Raw genomic sequence first — 5035 nt, 5'->3', positions numbered from 1 at the left:
ATGCTCAATTTATCATATCAACCACAAATTAACCTTTATCAACAAAAAATAGAAAATTACTACAAAGAATCTAAAAAGCCAATTAGTAAGCAGAATATAACATTTAATTCAACGAATATAGCTGTTTTAGAATCAGAACTAGCACGTTATAAGAAATTAGAAAAAAAACGACTTCAAACATTAGCTTTAATAAAGGCTAGCCAAAAACAGTTTAAATTATTGTCGCAAGAAACAAATAAAAAACAAAATTCTTTAAAAGATAAAACAGAAGATTTAAATAAGTTTATTAAAGAGTATAAAAATATGGCTCCAACTATGATTAAAGGAAATTCAGGAAAAGCTTTGGAAGGATCTATAGAAGTCGTTAGAAAAAATACAAATACGATTCAAGATCTGTCTAGTAATTTAAAATAATAGAGATTAGGAAAGTAGGTATGTATATTATAATTTTAGTAATTAGTTTATTAGCATCTCCTTATTTTTTAGAAGGTTATTTCATTTCTAAGTATAGAGATACTTGGGAAAACAAATTTTTATGGGCAAGTATATTGTTTGGAGTAGTTTGTATTGCTTGGTCATTTGTATTTTTACCAATAATGTATATGTTTATATTTGGTACGGGATAATAGTTATTTAACCACATGGTTTCCATAATCTCGCTTTAAAGAAGTACCACATCTACCAACACATCGAGACACTCACTTTGTGAATCATCAATGGTCTACCTAAAGTCAAAAAAAGGAATCCCAAGTTAACGGGATTCCTTTTTTGCGTTCTTTGTGAAACGACTTTATGCGAAAAGGACGTGTCGTGTTATTCAAAAAAAGAAGCCAGTTAAAAAGGATAAAACGAGGCTACCTTTTATCCAACTCGTTACCTGTTTTAAATGTCTTTCAGACGGTCAGGTCAAACCTTAACAACCCAACTGTCAAAAAAACGACTTATTTTGCGTCCTAACGGATTTTAAATCAATATAATATAAATAGACCTAAGTAGGAATAAAATGCCTTAAAACGAAAATAAAGTGGTAAAAACGACTATCCAAACGATAATCACCATGAACGATATGTCTGTTGAACCACTTAAATAAATTTTTTTGTTCAAAATCTATTTATTATTTTTAATGTGTAAAGCAATAAAAATAATAAATATAGCTATAATAGATTTAAGACATGAATTAGTTGATTTATCCAAGAAAGAAAAAAGGACAAAAACAAAGAGCATAATAGAAACCTGACGTCACTTTGTGACGAATAGGCGGTGCCTATTGGATTTCAATCTCTTTTTCGTGACGCATTATTTAATTTTTTTGAACATATTAGAACATACCTAGGAACATACTAAAACATACTTTATGTTCTGATTGAACATACTTGAGAACATATTAGAACATAGTTTATGTTCTGATTGAACATACTCAAGAACATATTGGAACATATCTTAGAACATACTTGAACATACCACAATCGAAACATAACAAAACAAAAAAAATACACTTAAAGTTATTTTGTTAAATTGGATACTCTCACTCTGGCAAGCATAGCAAGTGGATATCCACTTGCTGAAAAATAAAAAAAGTTAAATTTGAAAATGGATAAATTTTCAAATTTAGCTTTTTATTTTTTTAAATTTTGGGGCATGCCCCAAACCCCATTTTTTGCTTTTAGCTGTCCACTCAAAAATCAAAAAAGCAATCATGAAAAAATGGATCTGTTTATCCATTTTTTCATGATTGCTTAAAACCTTAATCAGCTTATTTCGTAACAAGTTATCAAACTATTTGTATATCTAATATTTTTCTTATGTCACATAAGTATAATTATACTTTATAAATAATTCCCAAATTTGAGGCTAGACTTTATCCTCATACACTCTCTTTAAATCATGAAACCTTGCAATCTGAAGAACCTCCAATATTTTTTATATATTTAGAAAGTCCACACCAATATGCTAAAATGAATTAGCAATCTTCGAGGATTGTGTGAACTTGTCTACTTGCTTAATTGTAAGGGGACAAGTTTTTTTATTGCTGTAACCAGTTATGCAACGGAACTTTCGGCAAATCTGATTGTAAGCCATTAAAGGTAAATTTTAGTTTCTCAATTTTATTGCCTTTTCTGGCTTTTATTTTTTCAAGTTTTAAATCTTTAAAATACGTTTGTAATTCATCTAATGCAGGGTTTAAAATCCTTGAATTTATTTGGTCTGTTCTGTAAGACTGCGGTATATCTAATATGTTCTTAAATTCGTCAAAAGACACAACATAAAGACCAGTAGATTTAAATTGCATTAATAATCTAAATAACGTTTTTGTATATCTTGATTTAATTTGAGTAAACGCAGACAGTTCAAACTTTGAATAATTAGTGGTTAGATTATTAAGAACATGTTCAAGTTTAGGATTGACCGAAATATCAACGAATTGTTGTGTTTTATTGATTTGAAACTCATTAAACAGAATAAAATGACGGATAATCTCGTCTCCATTATCATCAATGTCTTCTGTTCGATAAGTTAAGCCCAACATTTTTTTATAAACATTCTCTAAATCGTTAATAAATCTTGTATTCCCTGTAAATTGATAGTCGCTCATTTCTTTTAAATCCTCAAAATAAAAGCGAATGTTTTGTAAATCTTGATTTTTTATTTTGGCACAAATCGAAAAAAACAAGTCCATTTCTTTAGAGTTAAAATCTTTCATCGGTACCATATTTAATTCGTTTTTATAATTGACTTTCAGAGTCTTATCACTCATTTCACAGCCCCCTTACAATAACTGATTATATAACAACCACCTATGAGTGTAAACAGTGGGTGGTGGGTACTCATACAATTTGTGGTGGGTACTCATACAATTTGTGGTGGGTACTCATACAATTTGTGGTGGGTACTCATACAATTTGTGGTGGGTACTCATACAATTTGTGGTGGGTACTCATACAATTTGTGGTGGGTACTAGCAGCAAATCCTTACAGCGACAAGGGATACAGCGTGCTTAAAAAGGTTTTAAAATATATATAAAATATATATATAATATATATAAAAGAAAATCAGACTAAAAAAAGAGCCAAAGAGAGTTCTCTTTGACCCTAATTAGCTATTCTTAGCTACCGACTTTAACGGTAAAACAAGTCTAGCATAAAAAGGAGTGAGAGAAAAACACTCTCACATTATACTCACGCAGTCGCTAAAGCTCCTTTGCAAAACCTTAAACCATTTTTTCAAAGAACGACTGGATAGGCTTAAGACGAAAAAATAAGGGATTATAAAGCTATACTAGTTTAAAACTGATTAATTATCTTGTTTAATCGTCTTTCAGACGGTCAGGGCAAGCCCTAACAACCCATCATTTATCCTAAACTAGATTTTCTTTCTTTATTCTTTTTATTTAACAAGTCCATTTTTTCATTAAAACTTAAAGAATTTCTTTCCTCCTCTTCAATTTCAGAAACAGATTTAGTTTTACCATTTAAATCTTTTTTTAAATTTTTATCATGAAAATCTCCAGGCATTCCATCAACATACTCAATGTCATCTTCTAAACCTCTACTCCTAGCAGTAAAATCAATATTTTTATTAATCTTTCCAGATATATGAATGGCACCCATGGGAGTATTTGTAATTTCAAGAAATTCAATAGTATCTATGTTGTTATAATTATATTTTAAATATTTTTCAATTCTTGATTTTTGTGAAGTTAAATATTTATCTAGTTTTATTTGTTCAGTCATTTTATATTGTCCTCTCAAAAATATAATAGTTATTACAATTATTAAGATAATAAAAGGGATAGCAACCCATTTTTTTTTCATAAAATCCTCCTAGCATATGATAAAATTATACCACGTATTATAAAAAGGAGGAGAATTATGTCTAATTATTCAGCCGAAGTCTATTGGGAGTTTTCTGATATCGTATATGATGATGCTTATCTTAAAGAAAATACGCCAATAATTATTAAGGGGCAAGAATATCGAGTTATAACATCAGTAGATGATTCAAAAACAGGACTTCAAGCAATGGCTGTTGTTTCAAAATCAGATTGGGATCAAATGAAAGCCGATTCTTCGTTTCAACCAAATATTACTTTTGTGTCAAGAGGAACTAAAGACGGGCAAGATTGGCTTACAAATGTTAAAGATTTAAGTACGGGAACCAGATATGATAGTTTAATAGAAGTTGAAAAAAATGATTATTTAGGGAAAGACTATGCTGATTCTATCAGAGAAAATAATCAATTTTATGTATACGAAAAATGGGTTAATGATACGTTGAAATCAAAAAAATATGGACGTGGAACCAATAATTATGATTTTACAGGGCATAGCCTAGGAGGAGCTTTAGCACAATTCATGGGTGTTTTGAAAGGTAAAGAAACAATAACTTATGCTGCAGCTTTACCATATTTTTTATTACCTAAATCACTTCAAAAAAAAATTGATAATGGTGAATTTGATCATCTAATTACAGATTATCGTCATCACGATGACGTTGTTCCTTATTTGCCAGCATTATTTAAACGTATAGGAAAAAGTTATTATATTCAAACAGGTATTAGAGGAATGATTTTAGCCCATTTAAGCGAATCTTTTACTTCTTTTTTTAATTCAGACGGTTCAGTTAGAATCTTTTATGACGTGAAAGCTTTAAAAGGACATTCTAAATTATTTGCAGCAATGTCAAAAGAAGTTAGTGATATTTATCGAGATATTGAACGCTTTGAAATGCAACAAGAACAAGAAATGAATAAATTTTTAAAATCTGTTCAAGCAAATCAAAATGGAGGGGAATATTCTGAATTAACCACAGCTGATATTGAGGAAATATTTCAAATGAATGCTCCGTATTTTGAAAATGGTAAACCAAGATGTTACAACAAATTAACATCGAATGAATTAAAGAGTAAACTGAAAAAAGTGGAGAAACAAATTAGTTTATTAGGAAAAGCTTTAAAAGAATCAGCGGATAATGCTGCAGAGGAAGATACTAATCAAGCAAATTCATTTAAATTAAATATGAAAGGATTTAGATGAC

At 29.5% G+C, this 5035-nt stretch carries 4 protein-coding genes; 2 read left to right on the top strand and 2 right to left on the bottom strand.

Translation table 11 applies throughout. The features are described from left to right. Entirely contained in the window at positions 1-414 is a 414-nt protein-coding gene (locus JNUCC83_RS12430) for a hypothetical protein (protein ID WP_454461404.1), read from the top strand. Positions 415-2023: 1609 nt separating this feature from the next. Here the strand turns inward: JNUCC83_RS12430 and JNUCC83_RS12425 are convergent. Then, positions 2024-2755 (bottom strand): replication initiation protein, encoded by a 732-nt coding sequence (locus JNUCC83_RS12425; protein WP_454461407.1) that lies wholly within the window; start codon positions 2753-2755, stop codon positions 2024-2026. Positions 2756-3351: 596 nt separating this feature from the next. After that, a complete protein-coding gene (locus JNUCC83_RS12420; RefSeq protein ID WP_454461406.1) occupies positions 3352-3813 on the bottom strand; it encodes a DUF1433 domain-containing protein in 462 nt (153 codons plus the stop codon). A gap of 57 nt (positions 3814-3870) precedes the next feature. On the opposite strand from JNUCC83_RS12420, the gene JNUCC83_RS12415 reads away from it, so the two are divergent. Continuing rightward, entirely contained in the window at positions 3871-5034 is a 1164-nt protein-coding gene (locus tag JNUCC83_RS12415) for a lipase family protein (protein ID WP_454461405.1), read from the top strand. The last annotated feature ends 1 nt before the right edge of the window (position 5035 follow it).

It is taken from the genome of Vagococcus sp. JNUCC 83 (assembly GCF_053667615.1).
This window is presented reverse-complemented; position numbering and strand designations above follow the sequence as displayed.

What these genes read in the sequence shown, in the direction of transcription:
- JNUCC83_RS12430 (WP_454461404.1), top strand. Translation starts at nt 1, where the DNA reads ATGCTCAATTTATCATATCAACCACAAATTAACCTTTATCAACAAAAA.
- JNUCC83_RS12425 (WP_454461407.1), bottom strand. Translation starts at nt 2,755, where the DNA reads ATGAGTGATAAGACTCTGAAAGTCAATTATAAAAACGAATTAAATATG.
- JNUCC83_RS12420 (WP_454461406.1), bottom strand. Translation starts at nt 3,813, where the DNA reads ATGAAAAAAAAATGGGTTGCTATCCCTTTTATTATCTTAATAATTGTA.
- JNUCC83_RS12415 (WP_454461405.1), top strand. Translation starts at nt 3,871, where the DNA reads ATGTCTAATTATTCAGCCGAAGTCTATTGGGAGTTTTCTGATATCGTA.